This is a genomic window from Streptococcus sp. Marseille-Q7087 (assembly GCF_965111935.1).
The window spans coordinates 430,058-448,047 of record NZ_CBCOPJ010000001.1 but is presented as its reverse complement, the minus strand read 5'-3'; the positions used below and the strand labels follow the sequence as shown (position 1 = coordinate 448,047).

Genomic DNA, 17,990 nt, shown 5'->3' with positions numbered 1-17,990 from the left:
AAGTTTGGAAGAACCAAACTTCAACTCGCTTATCCAATCTCTGCGATGACTTCAATTTCGACTTTTACATCGCGAGGAAGACGAGCTACTTCCACAGCTGAACGAGCTGGAAATTCCTTGTTAAAGGCTGTTTGGTAAACCTCATTAAAAGGTACAAAGTCGTTCATATCGCTCAAGAAACAAGTTGTTTTAACAACATGGTCAAAATCTGTGCCTGCTTCTGCCAAAATAGCTCCAATGTTTTTCAAAACTTGTTCAGTCTGTTCTTGAATCGTTTCTCCTACGATTTCTCCAGTTTCAGGAGATAAAGGGACTTGACCGCTAGCAAACAAAAGGTTCCCAACGATTTTTCCTTGAACGTAAGGTCCGATTGCCTTTGGAGCTTTATCTGTATGAATTGTTTTTGCCATATGTATTCCTCACAATTTTTCTAAAATAGCATCCCAAGCCTGGTCCATTCCTGCTTTTGTTACGGATGAAAAGAGGATAAAGTCATCACTTGGATCAAAGTTTAATTTCTTTTTAATAGCTGATTCGTGCTTGTTCCATTTACCGCGCGGAATCTTGTCTGCCTTGGTCGCCACAATGATGACAGGAATCTCATAATATTTAAGAAATTCGTACATCTGTACATCATCTGCTGACGGATCATGACGGAGGTCAACGAGACTAACCACTGCTCGAAGATTTTCTCGAGTGGTTAAGTACTCCTCAATCATGCGTCCCCATTTTTCGCGTTCCTTTTTGGACACACGGGCATAACCATAACCAGGCACATCTACAAAACGCATCTTATCATCAATATTAAAGAAATTAAGTAGTTGTGTTTTCCCTGGCTTTCCAGAGGTACGAGCTAGATTTTTTCGATTGAGCATGGTATTGATAAAGCTCGATTTACCAACATTTGAGCGTCCTGCAAGAGCAATTTCAGGAAGTTTATCCTGCGGATAGTGGGACTTGTTGGCAGCACTCAGTAAAATCTCAGCATTGTGTGTATTGATTTCCATAGTCACCTCTAGGCTGTCTCTAGAATTGGCTTAGCTGTTCCATCAACTGCTTCTTTTGTGATACGAACAGTTTTCACATTTTCTTGACTTGGAACTTCAAACATAACATCTAGCATGGTTTCTTCGATGATTGAGCGAAGACCACGCGCACCAGTCTTACGTTCAATAGCTTTGTTAGCGATCTCTTGGAGAGCCTCATCGTCAAATTCAAGCTCCACATCGTCATATGAAAGCAAGGTCTGGTATTGTTTAACCAAGGCATTTCTTGGCTCTTTCAAAATGCGAACCAAGTCATCTACTGTCAACTGCTCCAAGGCTGCAAAGACAGGCAAGCGTCCAATCAACTCAGGAATAATACCGAATTTCTGAATATCTTCTGCAATGATTTCTTGCATGTATGAGCTGTTTTCGTCAATAGCCTTGCTATTTTGTCCGAAACCGATAACTTTTTCACCAAGACGCTGTTTGACAATTTCTTCGATTCCATCAAAGGCACCACCCACGATGAAGAGGATATTCTTGGTGTCTACTTGAATCATTTCTTGTTGTGGATGTTTGCGTCCACCTTGTGGAGGAACACTTGCTACTGTACCTTCGATAATCTTGAGGAGGGCTTGTTGCACACCTTCACCAGATACATCACGCGTGATGGATACGTTCTCGCTCTTCTTGGCAATCTTGTCAATCTCATCAACGTAGATAATCCCACGCTCTGCACGTTCAATGTTAAAGTCAGCTGCCTGCAAGAGTTTGAGGAGGATATTTTCAACGTCCTCACCCACATAACCAGCTTCAGTAAGAGCTGTTGCATCAGCAATGGCAAATGGTACATTCAAACTTCTAGCAAGAGTCTGAGCAAGGAAAGTCTTCCCTGATCCAGTTGGGCCAATCATTAGAATGTTTGACTTTTGCAAATCCACATCTTCAGTCTCTTCACGAGTGTCATGGAAATTGATGCGTTTGTAGTGGTTATATACAGCCACTGCCAGAGCACGTTTGGCACGATCTTGACCAATCACATAGTGGTTCAAGATGTTTAGGAGTTCGATTGGTTTTGGCACCTCAGACAAGTCTGCCAAGACTTCCTCAGCTAACTCCTCACGAATGATTTCCTGGGCTAACTCCACACATTCATTACAGATAAAGGCATTGTTCCCAGCAATTATTTTTTTAACTTCTTCTTGGCTTTTGCCACAAAATGAGCAATAAACCATCATATCATTTTTCCTATTTGTAGGCATGATTCCCTTCCGTTCTAACTATTCATTCTATCTAAAATAAGGTCATATAAAAAGCATGAATGCTATTCACCAAGTTTGTAAAGGCATTTAGCCAAAGCAGAGTAGCAAGTCCAAAGCGCTTTTTACGAAAAGCGTGTGTTCCAGCTACAAGACAGACAGCACACAAAAGAGCTGTAAAAAATCCAAAAATACTACGCTCCATTAGACTTCCTTTCTCTTTCTATATTCGATGGTAAAATCATAGACATTTTTCTCATCTTTGGAATAAGATTTGCTTGAAACAGTCTCAAAAGCAGTCAAGTCAAAATCTTCTGGGAAATAGGTATCCCCTTCAACTTGAGCATGAATTTGTGTCACAATAATCTCATCGAGATAAGGTTCAAAAAGCTGAAAAATTTGCTTGCCACCAAGGATGTATAGATTTTTATCCTGATGATGATACCAGTCTAAAACATCCTCAACATTTTGGAAGACCAGAGCACCATCGATTGTTTCTTCGGGATTACGCGTCAAAATCAAGGTTTCACGTCCTGGAAGCAATCGTCGACCCATCCCATCAAAGGTTACACGACCCATTAAAATGGCATGATTCAAGGTTGTTTCTTTAAAATGTTTTAACTCTGCTGGCAAATGCCAAGGTAAACGATCCTCTTTCCCGATTACACCCTTTTCATCTTGAGCCCAAATGGCTACGATTTTCTTTGTCATGCTTTCATCCTTTTTATTGATAGTTCTATTTTATCAAAAATCTTCAAAAAAGACTGTTTTGGAATGCCCTCCTGAATAGAAAAAATCCGTAGAAAACTTCTACGGATTTTTAGAAAAATACAGTATCTTACAAACCAGGTGTTTGACCTAACTCAGCTGCAAGCATCCAGACTGTTTTTTCAAGATCTGCCTTAGCACCAACGAAGATATCATTGGTTACATCATCACCTTCTTCATCTGTTACATCCAATGCTTTTTGGAAAAGAGTGATAAGGTAACGATAAATTTCAAGGACACGTTCCAAACTTTCTTCTACGTTGCGGAATTCTCCAACACCTTCTTCGATTTCACTGTGTTGAAGGAATTCTGTCAAAGTAGAGTATGGTTTGCCACCAAGTGTAATCAAGCGTTCGCTGATTTCATCAAGGTAACCATCAAGGCTATCCATGTATTCATCCATCTTAGGATGCCATACCATAAAACCACGTCCACGCATGTACCAGTGTACTTGATGAAGAGCGATATGCGCTACATACAAGTCTGCTACGGCTTGATTCAAGACTTCTTTCGTTTTTACTAGCGTTTCAGGAGCTGTCTTAGATAATGTTGTTACGTCTTTTAATGCATCTTTTTTCAATTCTACCATTTTTCTCACCTCATAATATTATTTTTGTAACCATATTTATTGATTACTACCTCAGTATACTACACCTAGTAGACAAAAGCAAGAAAATTAACCCATATTAAAAAAGTTGTAATTGACTGATAATTTAAGAAAATGAGTGGCTATTTACCCTAGCTATTTTCTCTGTTTTTACTAGAAAATTGACTTTGATAAAGATCATAATAGAAACCTTTTGCAGCCAAAAGACTTTCATGATTTCCTTGTTCGATAATCTGCCCATCTTTCAGCACCAAAATCTTATCAGCTTCTTGTATCGTAGAAAGTCGATGTGCAATGACAAAGCTTGTTCTTCCCTTCATCAAACGCTTCATAGCTTTTTGAATCAAGAGCTCTAGACGAGTATCGACTGATGAGGTCGCTTCGTCCAAAATTAAGATTGTAGGATCCGCCAAGAAAGCACGCGCGATAGTTAACAACTGTTTTTGCCCAAGAGAAATATTACTTGACTCTTGGTTCATTTCCATGTTATAGCCACCAGGAAGAGTGCGGATAAAGTGGTCAACATTGGCCGCCTTAGCAGCTTCAACGATTTCTTCATCTGTTGCCTCAAGATTTCCAAAGCGAAGATTTTCCTTGATACTGCCTTCATAGAGCCAGGCATCCTGTAGGACCATCCCAAACTGTCGACGATAGTCCTGACGAGACAGATCACGAATATCTTGGCCATCCACTAAAATGGCACCAGCTGTCACATCGTAAAAACGCATGAGAAGGTTAATCAAGGTTGTTTTCCCTGCTCCAGTAGGTCCAACGATAGCTACCATCTCTCCAGGTTCAACATCTAAGTTGAAATTACGAATCAATGGTTTGTTTTCCACATATTGGAAATCGACATTTTTGAAACTAACTTGGCCTGTCAATGGTGCTAGTTCTTTCACTTCAGCAGTTTGGACTTCTTCCTGTTCATCTAGAACTTCGAAGACACGATCAAGCGAAGACTTAGCACTTTGCATTTGCCCTGCTAATTGAGTAATATTTTGGATTGGCTGGCTGACTTGCCACACATACTGAACGAAGGCCTGCATATTACCAATCGTCAAGCGCCCTGCAATAACCTGCAATCCACCTAAGACAGCTACAATTAAGTAAGTTAAATCAGACACGATGTGAAGAGCAGGCATCATCAAACCTGAAATAAAGCTCGCCTTAAATCCGACTTGTTGCAATTCATCCGTAATCTTTTCAAATCTCTCTTGAGAGTTTTCTTCGCGTCCGAAAAGTTTTAAAACATTGAAACCTGTCAAGTTTTCCTGTACAAATCCATTCATACGTCCCAATATAGCTGCCTGCTGTTTAAAGTATGGTTGCGAACGATTTAGAATTGTTTTGGCTCCAAAATAAGTCACTGGAATCGACAAGATAACAATGATAGCCAACTGAAGATTTAGATAGAGGACCATACCCATAACAAAAATAATGGTAAAGACTGCATTGACAATCTGTAGGAAGGATTGTTGGAGTGCATTAGATACGGTCTCTACATCACTAGTAAAACGTCCCAGCAAATCTCCAAATTGGTGCTTGTCAAAGTAAGACACAGGGATGCGGTTGATTTTTTCGCTCATTTCATTTCGCAAATCCTGTATCATAGACTGGACAGCATTGGTCATGAAATAGTTTGAGTAATAAGAACCCAACTCATAGAAAAGCCCACGCAAGAGATAAATCACTAGAATTACTGCGATATAGCTAGTATTAATACCTGCTCCTGCAACACCATTTGCCATGGCAAGGAGGTTGCTGGTTAACTCAGTGATAGCAAGCCCCAATATGAATGGCTCGATAACACTCATTATGACGCTGACTATTTTTAAGAAGACTGCAAAGAAAACAGAGAAACGGTAGGCTTTTAAATAGCTCCATAGACGAGCTATACTAGATTGTTGTTTCATCCTTTACCTCCTATTCTTCTGTCAGAGACGCATTTTTCAACTGCGACTCAGCAATTTCTCGATAGATGTCATTAGTTTCCATCAATTCTTCATGACGTCCACGACCAACGATTTCGCCCTTATCAAGGACGATAATCTGGTCCGCATCCATAATGGTTCCAACACGTTGCGCAACAATCAATACCGTAGCATCTTGAGTCACTTCCTTGAGACGACGACGCAAGATAGCATCTGTACGGTAGTCCAAGGCTGAGAAGGAATCATCAAAGATATAGATATCTGGCCCCTTGATGACTGCGCGGGCAATCGACAAGCGTTGCTTTTGACCACCTGATAGATTGCTTCCCCCTTCAGCCAGATGAGTTGCAAAACCTTCTTCTCGACTCTCGATAAAGTCCTTGGCTTGGGCTACATCAGCTGCTTGGTGCAAGTCCTCATGACTGGCGTCCTCTTTTCCGTAACGGAGATTATCTGCGATAGTCCCTGTAAAGAGCAAGGCTTTTTGTGGAATAAAACCAATTTTCTGGCGGAGTGATTTGAGACGATAATCCCGGACATCAACACCATCGACCTTGATTTTCCCCAGTGTAACATCATAAAAACGAGGAATTAACTGAACTAGAGTAGACTTACCTGACCCAGTTGAGCCGATAAAAGCAATGGTTTCTCCCGGTTTAGCAGTAAAGGAAATGTTGTGTAAGACAGGACTTTCTGTTTCACCAGGATAGGCAAAGGTCACATTATCAAATTCTAAGTAACCATGTGTTTCTGTTTCTTGAACTCCATCCTCATTTGGATCAATGGAAATAGGCATGTCCATGATTTCCTTTAGACGCTCACTAGACACAGCCGTACGTGGATACATGGTAAAGAGGTTTGACAAGAAGAGGAAGGACAAGAGAGCATGGAAACTATACTCGATAAAGGCCACCAAATCCCCAATCTGCAAACTTCCATGCTTCAGTGGATCAAGGGCAAACCAAACGATAGCTACAATCATGGCAATAATGATTTGCACAAAAAGTGGTTCCGTCAAACCAGTTAATTTGAACAAGCGATTGGAATTATCCGCATAGATTGCATTTTTCTCTTCAAAACGTTTTTCTTGAAAGTCTTCACGAGCAAAGGCACGAATCACTCGCAAACCCATCAAATTTTCACGTACATACTGGTTAATCTTGTCCAGTGTTTTCTGTTGCTTTTCAGATAAGGGGCGCGTTTTTACCGCCACATAAATGACAACAACAGCTAGAAAAGGTACGGAAAAAGCGACAATCCAGGCTAGTGAAGGACTCGTCAAGAAAATCATGAGAATACTTGATAGCATCATCATGGGAGTGATGACACCCAACTTAAGCGTTTGTTCTGCAAACTGCATGAGGACAAAGGCATCACTGGTAATACGAGTGACTAGTGAAGATACACCGACTTGTTCATATTCGTGATGAGAATACTCTTGCAGCTTAGCATAAACATCATTTCGCATGTCCTTAACCATATTGGTGGTCAATTTACTTGCAGCATAGGCTAGAACAATCCGCCCACATGTTCCCAGGACGATAATAACCAACATGATGATAGCCCAAAAATAGAGCTTACCCTTGTCTCCTTGGTTGATTCCCTGGTCAATCATGCGAGCAAGAACAGTCGGTAGCCCAAGATTGACAATCACAAAGAAAATAGCTCCGAAGAAGTCTAACACTAACCACTTGGGATAACGTTTGAGATAAGACCAAATATACAGCATGATTCTCCTTTCTTTTTCTTCTAATACTCTTCGAAAATCAAATTCAAACCACGTCAGCCTCACCTTGCCGTACTCAAGTACAGCCTGCGGCTAGCTTCCTAGTTTGCTCTTTGATTTTCATTGAGTATAAAATGCAGAAAAGAGCGTGCTTTCGCACGCCTTTTTAGTAAAAAGAAGACAGGCAGTCTTAACCTCGAGGGAGGGAACTGTCTGTCTTAGATATTTGAAGCTTATTTTACAAAGTCAAGCAATGCCAAGAAGCTTTCTGGATCAAGTGATGCACCACCAACAAGAGCTCCGTCAACGTCTGGACAAGCCATGTATTCTGCAACGTTTTCAGGTTTAACTGAACCACCGTATTGAACACGTACTTTATCAGCTACTTCTTGACCAAAGTCAGCTGCTACAACGTCACGAACAACTTTACACATTTTTTGTGCATCGTCTTGTGAAGCTGATTTACCAGTACCGATAGCCCAGATTGGCTCATAAGCGATAACTGATGAAGCTACTTGTTCTGCAGTCAATCCTGCAAGAGCAGCTGAAACTTGAGCACCTACGAATTCAGCAGCTTTTCCTGCTTCGTAAGTTTCAAGAGACTCACCACAACAGATGATTGGAAGCATACCGTTAGCAAAGATTGCTTTTGCTTTTTTGTTGATGTCTTCGTCTGTTTCGTGGAAGTAGTCACGGCGTTCTGAGTGACCGATCACAACATAGTCAGTACCGATTTCTTTCAAAACTTGTGGGCTAGTTTCACCTGTGAAAGCACCTGCATTTTCAAAGTAGCAGTTTTGAGCAGCAACTTTAAGGTTAGTTCCTTTAGCAGCAGCAAGAACAGTTGTCAAGTCAAGAGCAGGTACAGCAATCCCAGCTTCAACAAGGTCTGATGAAGGAAGTTTTGATGCTACAGCTTCAACGAATGCTTTTGCTTCTTCTGGGTTTTTGTTCATTTTCCAGTTACCAGCGATAAATGGTTTACGTGACATTTCACATACCTCTTTTTTCATTTTATTTTCTACTTATTTTATCATAAATAGAGGGAGCTTGCAAATTTTACTCTGTAACTAGAAGTCTTCTTTTCAAATACTTTCCAGTCGTCAATTCTATTTAGAGTCTGGCTTTTTCCTGGTTAATTTGACCACTGCTTCTGTCCTAGCCGTGTGCGGAAACATATCAACCGACTGGATATAATGCAGGTCATAGACTTCAACCAAGCGGACTAAATCACGCGCCAGGGTAGATACATTGCAGGAAATGTAGACCATCTTTTCAGGAGCATATTTGATGATGGTATCCAAGAGCTTATCATCTAAACCGGTACGAGGCGGGTCTACAATCAAGGCATCGGCACGATAACCTTCCTTGTACCAACGAGGGATGATTTCTTCTGCAGTTCCAGCCTCATAGTGAGTATTAGTATAACCCATGCGCTGGGCATTTTCTTTGGCATCCTCAATAGCTTCTGGAATAATATCCATCCCTCTCAGACTTTTAACTTTTTTGGCAAAGGCAAAACCAATGGTTCCAACACCACAGTAGGCATCAATCAGATGGTCATTCTCATTTACGTCCAAGGCCTTAACGGCTTCACTATAGAGGATTTCAGTCTGTTCAGGATTGAGTTGGTAAAAAGCTCTTGGTGAGAGAGAAAACTCATAGTCTAATACACCCTCACGAATACTATCCTGTCCCCAAATAATCTCTGTCTTGTCCCCATAAATCTCACTGGTTTTAGCAGTATTGGTATTGACTGCGACAGTCACTACTTCAGGATAATCCTTGACTAGGTCTTTCACAAATTGAGTCAGATTTAATTGACGATTGGTCACAATGATAATCTGAACTTGCCCAGTTTTCCGTGCTCGACGAACCATGATGGTCCGAACTCCAAGGATTTTCCGTTCATCTGTAATCGGAATTTGATGATAGGTCAAGAGTTCAGCAATGCGATTGGCAATTGCTTGCGTTTCCTTGTCTTGGACTAGACAGTCTTTTAACTCGACCAAATAATGGGAATTTTGAGCATATAATCCTGCCTTGACCTGCCCCTTAAACTTTCGAGTTTGGAATTGTAGTTTAGCTCGATAATACTTGGGTTCCTGCATACCAATGGTTGGTCTAACCTCAAAGTTTTCATAGCCTGCAGGTGCAAATTTTTTCAGAGCTTGATGGAGAAGATCCGTCTTGAACTCCAGCTGCTTGTCATAGTGCAGATGCATGATTTGACAGCCACCACACTCATTATAAATGGTGCAGTCTGGTACCACTCGAAACTTAGATTTTTTATTGACCTCAAGCAGTTTAGCCTCAACGTAATTACGCTTAACGGAAGTCACCTGACAATAGATATCTTCACCCTTGAGGGCGCCTGGAACAAAAACAAGGGTTTTCTGGAAAAATCCGATACCTTCCCCGTTAATCCCCATACGCTTGATTTTTAATGGAATTTTTTGCTTGACTTTAAGACTCATAAGTCTATTATACCACGTAGTTTCTCAATGGTTAAGAATATGTTACAATAAAACCATGAATACTAAGATATCTCATTTTTCCCCATTGGATTTTCCTGAGCAATTACGAACTTATATAGAGGGAGCAACTCTTTCTGACAGCTCTTCACATTCAGGCGCAAGGGTTCTCTATCTTGATTCAGGTTACTATTTGAAAATAGATCAAAAGGAAAGATTAGAGCGAGAAGCTAGAATTGCAAGTTTGTTTGAACAAGAGGGAATGGGAACTCCAGTCATCCACTATCTATCTACGGATAAAGACTACCTCCTGACGAAAGAGGCTATTGGTCATGATACTCTCGCTTTTTTAGATCAACCAGAAAAAATCTGCCAAACCATTGCCGAGGCTCTTAAAAAACTTCACAGCTTTTATCCGCAAAATTTTCCATCAGATAATCATTTACAAGCCTATAAAGACAGAGCCTTGAAAAACTATGAAAAAGGTGAGTTCTATGCCAAGGCTCTCCTACCCCAATTCCGGATTAGTAGCCGTGAAGAGGCCTTCCAGCTCATTCGAGAACAAGGGCACCTTTTAAAGACAGATGCCTTTATTCACGGAGATGCCTGTCTACCGAACTTTATTCTAAAAGATGCTGATCACTTCTCTTGCTTTATTGACCTTGGCTTAGCTGATTTTAGTGACCGACATATCGATCTCTTTTGGGCAGTTTGGTCCCTCAACTATAACCTACATGACCCTAAATACGCTGAACTATTTCTTGACTATTATGGGAGAGAACAGGTCGATGTAAATAAACTTCGACTCGTTGCTGCTTTTGAAGCGTTTGGATAAAAGGAAAACCATGAAAATCACAAAACTAGAAAAGAAAAAACGTCTCTATCTGCTAGAACTTGATAGCGACCAAACCTGCTATATCACAGAGGATACCATTGTTCGCTTTATGTTGACCAAGGATAAGGAAATTAGTCCTCAAGAGTTTGCAGAAATTCAGACCTTTGCACAATTTTCCTACGGAAAAAACTTGGCGCTCTACCACTTATCCTTCAAGGCCCGTACTGAAAAAGAGGTCAGAGACTATTTAATTAAACATGAGATTGATGAGAAAATCATACCACAAGTCATCCAAGCCCTCAAGGATGACAACTGGATCAATGACCGTCAGTATGCTTATGCGATCATCAATTCCAATCAGCTATCTGGTGACAAGGGAAGCTACATGCTGATACAAAAGATTTCTCAAAAAGGAGTTGCTAAGGCCCTTATCCAAGACGTCTTACAAGAATTTGATCTGACGGAAGTCGCAGAGCGTACAGCCGAAAAACTACTGAAAAAATATCAGGGTAAATTGCCTGCTCGTGCTCTACAAGATAAGATTATCCAAGGCCTAACCAATAAAGGTTTTTCCTACTCAGAAGCTAAAACAGCCTTTGACCAACTGGATAGTCAGGTCGATGAAGAAACTGTCCAAGAGCTGATTTTTAAAGAGTTGGATAAGCAATATCGGAAATATTCTCGTAAGTATGAAGGATACGAACTCAAGCAACGTTTGACCCAAGTTTTAGCACGAAAAGGCTACGATTTTTCGGATATAGACAGCGCTCTTAGAGAATATCTTTAATTTTTTCATGAAAAACTAAGAACTTTAAACAAAAATGTGATACAATAGTAAACGATAAACTTATAAATTGTAGAAAGTTGGTTAGTTATGAAACTTCCAAAAGAAGGCGACTTTATTACAATTCAAAGTTATAAGCATGATGGGAGTCTTCACCGCACTTGGCGAGACACCATGGTACTAAAAACAACAGAGAACGCTATTATCGGCGTCAACGACCACACACTTGTTACCGAAAGTGATGGTCGTCGTTGGGTGACTCGAGAGCCGGCTATTGTTTACTTTCATAAAAAATATTGGTTTAATATCATTGCCATGATCCGTGATAATGGGGTTTCCTACTACTGCAACATGGCTAGCCCATACTATCTAGACGAAGAAGCTTTAAAATACATCGACTATGATTTAGATGTTAAAGTTTTTACAGATGGAGAAAAACGCCTCTTGGACGTCGAAGAGTATGAACGTCACAAGCGCAAGATGAATTATCCTGATGATTTAGACTATATTTTGAAAGAGCATGTTAAGATTCTTGTTGATTGGATTAACAATGAACGAGGCCCCTTCTCAGAAGCCTATGTCAATATTTGGTACAAACGCTACGTAGAACTAAAGAATCGGTAAAGTTGTCAAAGGTCAGGAACAAAATCCTGACCTTGTTTTTTTGGTTGTGTAAAATATGTTGTGTAAACACAAAAAAGGAATAAAAACGCTATAGTAGAGTTGCAATACATTACTAGAAAGAATTTATGCAGAATTCACGTGATATACAAAACAAATAGATATACTGATATTTTTTAATTTCTTTGTTCCTTGTAAGTTAAGAACAATCTTCTATCGTTTAATACAAAAAATACGAAGATAATCGGTATAAAAAAATACAAATCACCTTCGTATCAAAATATTTAGTATTTTCTTTCTACATAGCATCAATACTTTAGAACAATCTTTGGAAAAAATCACTTAACGAAGAAAATGTTATTTAATCTACTAACTGATTTAATCGTCTTTGAAAATATAAAGCAATATTTTTAGATTCAATAAACTCAAAATATTTAATGACATTTTGCATTTGCTTAATTCCAGATTCTTTAGATTCTGTCAGGTATATTTTATATCCTTCTATAAATTTGAATGTAGATTTTTCAAAAACTTTTGTGTCATCTTTTAATAATTTTTTTAATTTCATTTCAAAGTAGTCTGCATATACTAGATGTAAATTTTCAAGGCAACAGAACCAAAAATTTAAACAAGCTGACACAACTAAATTTCTATTCTTGCCGATTTTTTCATAATAATGTGTACGCTCTAGTATTTCTTTTCCGACCCTGTAAATATAATCTATTTCAAAAAGATGATATAAATTACCAATCAGCGTTATCTCATAGGACTCCCATCGTTCCTTCTGGAATAAATAGTCATATACTAAATTTAGATCATCTCTACTAACTATATGATTACAATCTATCTGATTTAATAATCCCTGAACCATAATTGTATTTATTCTATGAGTTTTCTCCCCACTCTTTTCAAAAAGTTTTTGTTGCTCATTTTTTATTTCCTCCAACCCTTTAGTATTCAAACTATAAAACTTTGGAGATAAATTAACCAAAAAATCATCAAGCTCCGATCTTTTATAATGTTCTAAGTAATTACAAAAATTCTCTATCGAAACATTGATATTTGATAATAATTCAAAAAACGTTGAAAGAGAAATTTCTTTTTCTCCCCTTTCAAATCTAGAGAGTTGAGATTTTGATATAGAATCAGCTGCAGCATACTCTAAAGAATATCCGTTTAATTTTCTAAAATATCGAAAAGCTTCTCCGTAATTTTTCACACTTTCGTTCCCTTAACTTTCTTTTCGAGCGATAAACATACCATATTCTTTAGGAATGATCAACATACCATTATTAAACTCACTTTCCAATCTTTTACGTATTATTTCCTCTTCTAGTGAACCTATTTCTGAAATTCCTTTAAACGATTGGATGTATTTAACTAGGTCATCTATTCTAGTTACCTGTAACTCATCATCATAGAGTAATGTATCGACAGAGTTAAAATACCTACTCAGGTACCTTTTACCATTTTGTAAAGTAAACGTTTTATTTTCTAAGTCTTGATCAACTTCATCTCTAAATAAACTTGCCAAATAATCTACAACCCCATTTTCACCAAATGTAGCACAGTAAAAAATGCCTCCTGTTTTTAAGACTCTATTCACCTCAGATAGAGCTTTAGGAATATCATTCACATGATGTAGAAGCATATTAGCAATAACAATATCAAAGGTTTCATTCTCAAAAGAAATCTTTTGAATATCCATTATTTCATAGTTGACATTGTCTCTATTTCCAATCACTGACTTCGTAGTTTCTACCATGTCATTAGAAAAATCCGTTATAATCAATTGCTTCATCTTACTTATAGAATCAAGATTACTTTTCCACAGTTCTCCTGTACCACATCCTAATTCTAGAACCTTTACTTCATCAGTGATTTGGTAGCTAGAAAATATCCAATTATTAAATCCCAGTTTATTTTTTGAATACTTCTTATGCAATTCTACTCGAATATCAAGATTATCATGATTTTTATATTGTTCAATTACCTTATCAATCATTCTGAATGACCTCCACTCTATAATTTGACATTATATCACAAGAATAAAGGTAGTGTAAAATAAGTTGTATAAATGCAAAAAGGAATAATTTTACCACAGTATTGAACTATTTTTTGGTCTTCTAGACTCCCAAAAACACTTTTAATCTAAACATCATTTTTATCCACAAATCTTAAGTATCAACTGATTTATTGAAGTCTCGCAAGACACGGACTAAAAATTTAAAGATTGATCCATCTATTTCTATCCCAGTAAATTTTAGCAAAAAACCTGCCTAATGTGGCAGGTTTTCGTTTAAATGTCTAATTTTGTAACGGTGAACTTGATATGGGAATAGTCTTTTTCGATATCCTTATCTACCATAAAGGCCGTTGCATCCTTCTTGACCTGCACCAAGTCGATATTCTGGGCTTGGGCAGCATAGACACAGCCACAGTAACATTGACGATAGATATCATACTCTTCACACATTTCTACAGAGCGTTTATAGCCTTGATTTTTCTTAAAATCACTCGGAAGATAATGGGTGGTATAGATTTTCTGCACATCGATTCCGATACTATTGATGGTTTGTGAATTTTTGTGAGGACTGATGGTTAGGGCTGAGCCGAAGTAATCAAAGCCCAAATCCATAGCCACCTGCGCTGTCTTATCCAAACGATAGTCAAAACAAACCTTGCAACGATCGCCACCTTCAGGTTCTTCTTCCAAACCTCGAACCAGTTTACGGTATTCATTGGGTTCGTATGGTGCTTCTAGGTATTGGACGTTATTGCCAGTTCTCTCATTAAAATCACTGACAAACTTTTGGGTCACATAAGCACGCTTATGATATTCTGCCTTGGGATGGATATTGGAATTAGCAAAATAAATGGTCACATCGGCATACTTAGTCAAGTACTCTAAAGTGTAGGTACTGCAGGGAGCACAACAGACGTGCATGAGAATAGTTGGTCTTTCTTCATTTTTTTCCCAAACTTGGACCATCTTTTGCATGACACGGTCATAGTTGATCTTTTGATTGGGATTCATCTTACTTAGAATTTCTTCTACATCAATCATGCTCTTCTCCTTTTCTTCTTGTTATTTTATCACAAGAAGGCTCTTTGGGCAAATAGGGTTTCGTGCTTTATTCAGTTTTCAAGTCCTGATTTAATAGCTTACCCATCCTTTTTAGGCTGATTATTAATATAGGATAAATTAAAAGTAAGATAAGGCCTAGAACTAAAAAGACAGCAACAAGACCCCAACGATCAATCAACCAACCTATCAATGGGAAAATGACAATCATGGAAAGACTAAAGAGCATGGAATTGATACTAAGCATAGTTGCTCTTACACTGGAAGGTAAATAACCTTGTAAGTCATTGAAATAGATAGGCTGATAAACTGCATAAAGTGTATTGGTTAAAAGATATACAAGAAGAAAAGCAAAGGGTGTTCCAGAAAACACCAACAACAAGGCCAAGCCCGTTAGTGCAACAAGAGTCGGAAAAACTCGATTGCTATTCCATTTTTTTCCGATTTGACTAGCTACATAAACTGCTATAAGATTTAAGCCACTACCAATCAGCATGACCAGCGATACCTGCCATCCTACTAAGTCACTTATTTTCTGCTGATAGTAAAAGTAAAACATGCACATGAGTGTCCCGACTAGCTGATAAGTCATCATCCAGTAAAAGAGTACTGGTTTTTCCTGCCATTCTTTTCGAACTTGTAGGACAATCGTTTTAAAGGTTAAGACTTCATTTCTTCCTCTCTTAGCCATTGGTTCTTTCATAAAATAAATCAAGATTATAGAAAGAAAAGATAATCCAATAGCAATTAGATAGGTCCAAGCTAATGCTCCGTGAATAAAGAAGCCTGCGACAACTGTACCTAGGGTTCGGGTGACTTCTGCCACACCAGACAAAAAGCTAGAAATCTGAAGATATCGGTCCTTTTGACCCGCTTCTACCGCAGAATCATATAAGAAAGCGGTGCTGGTTCCCGAGTCAAAATTATAGGACCAAGCACTGACCATCATGGCAAGAGCATAGATCCAAAAATTCCCCTGACCAAACAAAATCAACATAGAGGATACAATACTGGCCAAGCGAGCCAAATAGAGATTGGTCTTGTAGCTAAATCGATCGGCCAACATACCAGATGGGATTTCACACAAGAGACTTGTCCCATGAAAGATACTCTCTAATAGACCGATTTGAAGCAAGGAAAGACCATTTTGAATAAAGAATAAAATCCAAAAACTAGTAATTCCAAAATAAGATGTAAATTCCAGACCTGCTAGGAGTGGAATATTGCGTTTGTAAGTTCTTTTAAACATTGTTTTCTCTCTTTCAATATGTAATATAATTGTTTCTAAAAGACTTACTTAGATTTGCCTACATTTTCTCCACCTCTTTCATTTAAAGTAATACTCAATGAAAATCAAAGAGCAAACTAGGAAGCTAGCCGCAGGCTGTACTTGAGTACGGCAAGGTGAAGCTGACGTAGTTTGAATTTGATTTTCGAAGAGTATAAAAACGCCAGACGGCGTTTTTATGGCTATTAAGGTTTGATACGGTGCAACATACGTGGGAATGGAATAGCTTCACGGATGTGTTTAGTTCCAGCTGCGAAGGTTACCATACGCTCGATACCGATACCAAATCCACCGTGTGGTACTGTACCATATTTACGAAGGTCAAGGTAGAATTCGTACTCTGTACGATCCATTCCAAGTGATTCCATCTTAGCGACAAGGGCATCGTAGTCTTCCTCACGCATTGAACCACCGATGATTTCTCCGTAACCTTCTGGCGCTAGCAAGTCTGCACAAAGCACGCGCTCTGGATTTCCAGGAACTGGTTTCATGTAGAAGGCCTTGATGGCTGCTGGGTAGTTCATGACAAATGTTGGTACACCAAAGTGGTTTGAAATCCAAGTTTCGTGTGGTGAACCGAAATCATCTCCATGCTCAAGATGTTCGTAGTCAGCATCTTCGTCGTTCTCATGCTCTTGCAAGAGGTCAATGGCTTCATCGTAAGTGATGCGTTTGAATGGCTCTGCAATGTAGCGTTTCAAAAGCTCTGTATCACGTTCCAAGGTTTCCAAGGCTTGAGGCGCACGATCAAGAACACCCTGAAGAAGAGCTTTTACATACGCTTCTTGCAAGTCAAGTGACTCATCGTGTGTCAAGTATGAGTATTCAGCATCCATCATCCAGAACTCAGTCAAGTGACGGCGAGTCTTAGATTTCTCTGCACGGAATACTGGACCAAAGTCAAAGACGCGACCTAGAGCCATAGCACCTGCTTCAAGATAGAGCTGTCCTGATTGGCTCAAGTAGGCTGGCGTTCCAAAGTAGTCTGTTTCAAAGAGTTCTGTTGAATCTTCTGCTGCATTACCTGAAAGGATTGGGCTATCAAATTTCATGAAGCCGTTCTTGTCGAAAAACTCATAAGTCGCATAGATGATAGCATTACGGATTTGCATGACAGCTACTTGTTTGCGTGAACGAAGCCACAAGTGGCGGTTGTCCATCAAGAAATCTGTACCGTGTTCTTTTGGAGTGATTGGGTAATCTTGAGATTCACCGATCACTTCGATGTCTGTAATATCCAACTCATAACCAAATTTTGAGCGTTCGTCTTCTTTTACAACCCCTGTTACAAAGACTGAAGTTTCTTGGCTTAGACGTTTGATGGTGTCAAATTTTTCAAGACCTACTTCTTCTCCAAATTTTTCGATAAAGTTTGGTTTAAAAGCCACGCCTTGGAAGAAAGCAGTTCCGTCACGCAATTGCAAGAAGGCAATTTTTCCTTTTCCTGACTTGTTAGCAACCCAAGCACCAATAGTGACTTCTTGACCAACGTAGTCTTTTACTTCGATAATTGTTACACGTTTTGTCATGTTTTATCTTCCTTTTTTCGTTTAACTTGTCTAAAGACATTATTACCCACTATTGTACCACAAATAATGCCTGATAGCTAGCTTGTTCGACAGAAAT

18 protein-coding genes are annotated in these 17,990 nt (G+C 38.9%); 3 read left to right on the top strand and 15 right to left on the bottom strand.

The genetic code is table 11. The features are described from left to right. Positions 1-29 precede the first annotated feature (29 nt). The 10 genes from ACWPVF_RS02345 to rlmD all read right to left on the bottom strand — a co-directional run bounded on the left by ACWPVF_RS02345 (position 30) and on the right by rlmD (position 9,754). Complete coding sequence (locus ACWPVF_RS02345) at positions 30-410, bottom strand: RidA family protein (protein WP_001140424.1); 381 nt, start codon at positions 408-410, stop codon at positions 30-32. 9 nt (positions 411-419) lie between these two features. Further along, on the bottom strand, positions 420-1,007 hold the full coding sequence (yihA, locus tag ACWPVF_RS02340; RefSeq protein ID WP_004252187.1) for a ribosome biogenesis GTP-binding protein YihA/YsxC: 588 nt from the start codon (positions 1,005-1,007) through the stop codon (positions 420-422). A gap of 8 nt (positions 1,008-1,015) precedes the next feature. Further along, positions 1,016-2,248 carry an ATP-dependent Clp protease ATP-binding subunit ClpX gene (clpX, locus tag ACWPVF_RS02335; protein ID WP_223333495.1) on the bottom strand — a complete coding sequence of 411 codons (1,233 nt, stop codon included), beginning with the start codon at positions 2,246-2,248 and terminating at the stop codon, positions 1,016-1,018. Positions 2,249-2,279: 31 nt separating this feature from the next. After that, positions 2,280-2,450: a hypothetical protein gene (locus tag ACWPVF_RS02330; RefSeq protein ID WP_000442255.1), complete on the bottom strand. Its 171-nt coding sequence runs from the start codon at positions 2,448-2,450 to the stop codon at positions 2,280-2,282. Then, positions 2,450-2,956: a dihydrofolate reductase gene (locus ACWPVF_RS02325; RefSeq protein ID WP_454384465.1), complete on the bottom strand. Its 507-nt coding sequence runs from the start codon at positions 2,954-2,956 to the stop codon at positions 2,450-2,452. Before ACWPVF_RS02325 ends, ACWPVF_RS02330 begins: the two co-directional genes overlap by 1 nt. Positions 2,957-3,083: 127 nt before the next feature. Beyond that, entirely contained in the window at positions 3,084-3,602 is a 519-nt protein-coding gene (locus tag ACWPVF_RS02320) for a Dps family protein (RefSeq protein WP_024053752.1), read from the bottom strand. A gap of 149 nt (positions 3,603-3,751) precedes the next feature. Next, on the bottom strand, positions 3,752-5,533 hold the full coding sequence (locus ACWPVF_RS02315) for an ABC transporter ATP-binding protein (protein WP_454384462.1): 1,782 nt from the start codon (positions 5,531-5,533) through the stop codon (positions 3,752-3,754). Between the two features lie 10 nt (positions 5,534-5,543). Further along, on the bottom strand, positions 5,544-7,280 hold the full coding sequence (locus ACWPVF_RS02310; protein ID WP_454384460.1) for an ABC transporter ATP-binding protein: 1,737 nt from the start codon (positions 7,278-7,280) through the stop codon (positions 5,544-5,546). Positions 7,281-7,510: 230 nt separating this feature from the next. Then, positions 7,511-8,269, bottom strand: a complete 759-nt coding sequence (gene tpiA / locus ACWPVF_RS02305) for a triose-phosphate isomerase (protein WP_454384458.1) — start codon at positions 8,267-8,269, stop codon at positions 7,511-7,513. A 117-nt stretch (positions 8,270-8,386) separates the two neighbouring features. Next, entirely contained in the window at positions 8,387-9,754 is a 1,368-nt protein-coding gene (gene rlmD / locus ACWPVF_RS02300; protein WP_454384456.1) for a 23S rRNA (uracil(1939)-C(5))-methyltransferase RlmD, read from the bottom strand. Between the two features lie 55 nt (positions 9,755-9,809). On the opposite strand from rlmD, the gene ACWPVF_RS02295 reads away from it, so the two are divergent. From ACWPVF_RS02295 to ntdP, 3 genes are all read left to right on the top strand, one after another. Beyond that, positions 9,810-10,586 carry a phosphotransferase gene (locus tag ACWPVF_RS02295; protein WP_454384454.1) on the top strand — a complete coding sequence of 259 codons (777 nt, stop codon included), beginning with the start codon at positions 9,810-9,812 and terminating at the stop codon, positions 10,584-10,586. A 10-nt stretch (positions 10,587-10,596) separates the two neighbouring features. After that, on the top strand, positions 10,597-11,373 hold the full coding sequence (gene recX / locus ACWPVF_RS02290; protein WP_454384452.1) for a recombination regulator RecX: 777 nt from the start codon (positions 10,597-10,599) through the stop codon (positions 11,371-11,373). 87 nt (positions 11,374-11,460) lie between these two features. Continuing rightward, positions 11,461-11,994 carry a nucleoside tri-diphosphate phosphatase gene (ntdP, locus tag ACWPVF_RS02285; protein ID WP_454384450.1) on the top strand — a complete coding sequence of 178 codons (534 nt, stop codon included), beginning with the start codon at positions 11,461-11,463 and terminating at the stop codon, positions 11,992-11,994. Between the two features lie 358 nt (positions 11,995-12,352). On the opposite strand, the gene ACWPVF_RS02280 is transcribed toward ntdP, so the two are convergent. The 5 genes from ACWPVF_RS02280 to asnS form a co-directional block, all read right to left on the bottom strand. Then, complete coding sequence (locus ACWPVF_RS02280; protein WP_454384448.1) at positions 12,353-13,210, bottom strand: Rgg family transcriptional regulator; 858 nt, start codon at positions 13,208-13,210, stop codon at positions 12,353-12,355. A gap of 12 nt (positions 13,211-13,222) precedes the next feature. Next, a complete protein-coding gene (locus tag ACWPVF_RS02275; protein ID WP_006150098.1) occupies positions 13,223-13,996 on the bottom strand; it encodes a class I SAM-dependent methyltransferase in 774 nt (257 codons plus the stop codon). Positions 13,997-14,290: 294 nt separating this feature from the next. Next, entirely contained in the window at positions 14,291-15,058 is a 768-nt protein-coding gene (locus ACWPVF_RS02270) for an epoxyqueuosine reductase QueH (RefSeq protein ID WP_004252154.1), read from the bottom strand. 67 nt (positions 15,059-15,125) lie between these two features. Continuing rightward, complete coding sequence (locus ACWPVF_RS02265) at positions 15,126-16,325, bottom strand: MFS transporter (protein ID WP_454384446.1); 1,200 nt, start codon at positions 16,323-16,325, stop codon at positions 15,126-15,128. 224 nt (positions 16,326-16,549) lie between these two features. Then, complete coding sequence (gene asnS / locus ACWPVF_RS02260) at positions 16,550-17,893, bottom strand: asparagine--tRNA ligase (protein WP_454384444.1); 1,344 nt, start codon at positions 17,891-17,893, stop codon at positions 16,550-16,552. Positions 17,894-17,990: the final 97 nt, after the last annotated feature.

Coding starts and splice junctions, on each gene's coding strand:
- asnS (WP_454384444.1), bottom strand. CDS start 17,893: ATGACAAAACGTGTAACAATTATCGAAGTAAAAGACTACGTTGGTCAA.
- ACWPVF_RS02275 (WP_006150098.1), bottom strand. CDS start 13,996: ATGATTGATAAGGTAATTGAACAATATAAAAATCATGATAATCTTGAT.
- ACWPVF_RS02345 (WP_001140424.1), bottom strand. CDS start 410: ATGGCAAAAACAATTCATACAGATAAAGCTCCAAAGGCAATCGGACCT.
- rlmD (WP_454384456.1), bottom strand. CDS start 9,754: ATGAGTCTTAAAGTCAAGCAAAAAATTCCATTAAAAATCAAGCGTATG.
- recX (WP_454384452.1), top strand. CDS start 10,597: ATGAAAATCACAAAACTAGAAAAGAAAAAACGTCTCTATCTGCTAGAA.
- ACWPVF_RS02310 (WP_454384460.1), bottom strand. CDS start 7,280: ATGCTGTATATTTGGTCTTATCTCAAACGTTATCCCAAGTGGTTAGTG.
- ACWPVF_RS02270 (WP_004252154.1), bottom strand. CDS start 15,058: ATGATTGATGTAGAAGAAATTCTAAGTAAGATGAATCCCAATCAAAAG.
- clpX (WP_223333495.1), bottom strand. CDS start 2,248: ATGCCTACAAATAGGAAAAATGATATGATGGTTTATTGCTCATTTTGT.
- yihA (WP_004252187.1), bottom strand. CDS start 1,007: ATGGAAATCAATACACACAATGCTGAGATTTTACTGAGTGCTGCCAAC.
- ntdP (WP_454384450.1), top strand. CDS start 11,461: ATGAAACTTCCAAAAGAAGGCGACTTTATTACAATTCAAAGTTATAAG.
- ACWPVF_RS02315 (WP_454384462.1), bottom strand. CDS start 5,533: ATGAAACAACAATCTAGTATAGCTCGTCTATGGAGCTATTTAAAAGCC.
- ACWPVF_RS02320 (WP_024053752.1), bottom strand. CDS start 3,602: ATGGTAGAATTGAAAAAAGATGCATTAAAAGACGTAACAACATTATCT.
- ACWPVF_RS02265 (WP_454384446.1), bottom strand. CDS start 16,325: ATGTTTAAAAGAACTTACAAACGCAATATTCCACTCCTAGCAGGTCTG.
- ACWPVF_RS02325 (WP_454384465.1), bottom strand. CDS start 2,956: ATGACAAAGAAAATCGTAGCCATTTGGGCTCAAGATGAAAAGGGTGTA.
- ACWPVF_RS02330 (WP_000442255.1), bottom strand. CDS start 2,450: ATGGAGCGTAGTATTTTTGGATTTTTTACAGCTCTTTTGTGTGCTGTC.
- tpiA (WP_454384458.1), bottom strand. CDS start 8,269: ATGTCACGTAAACCATTTATCGCTGGTAACTGGAAAATGAACAAAAAC.
- ACWPVF_RS02295 (WP_454384454.1), top strand. CDS start 9,810: ATGAATACTAAGATATCTCATTTTTCCCCATTGGATTTTCCTGAGCAA.